1 pseudogene is annotated in these 489 nt (G+C 29.7%); it reads right to left on the bottom strand.

The window, feature by feature from the left end:
• Positions 1-489, bottom strand: a pseudogene (locus AMO19_RS01920) (RNA degradosome polyphosphate kinase); the annotation flags it as partial.

Raw genomic sequence — 489 nt, 5'->3', positions numbered from 1 at the left:
GTTATTACAAAACCAAAAAATTCTTGAGTGTTCAAGAAAATGGCCAATAATGCTTATAACTTTAATATTTTCACTTAAATTTTTTCTTTGGGGATATAGGCAACAAATACCTCTTATGATGAGGCTAATTTTTACACCTGAGTCTGAAGCTAAATAAAGCAGTTTAATTATTTCTGGGTCTACTAAAGAATTCATTTTTGCGATTATTTCGGCTTTTTTGCCTTCTTGTGCATTTTTAATTTCTCTCTTTATCAGAAATATAAATTTCTCTCGCATCGATGAGGGAGAAACTAATAACTTTTGATAACTTTTTTGTTTAGAGAAACCAGATAAGTAGTTAAATAACTCAAGTAAATCAGATGCAATATCAGGATCCGTTGAAAGTAACCCTAAATCTGTATAAAACTTTGAAGTATTAGAGTTATAATTTCCTGTTCCAATATGGAAATAATTCCTTAATCGTCCTTTCTCTTTTCTAACTGTTAAGGC

The organism is Prochlorococcus marinus, from assembly GCF_001180245.1.
GTDB classification, from domain to species: domain Bacteria; phylum Cyanobacteriota; class Cyanobacteriia; order PCC-6307; family Cyanobiaceae; genus Prochlorococcus_A; species Prochlorococcus_A marinus_F.
This window is presented reverse-complemented; position numbering and strand designations above follow the sequence as displayed.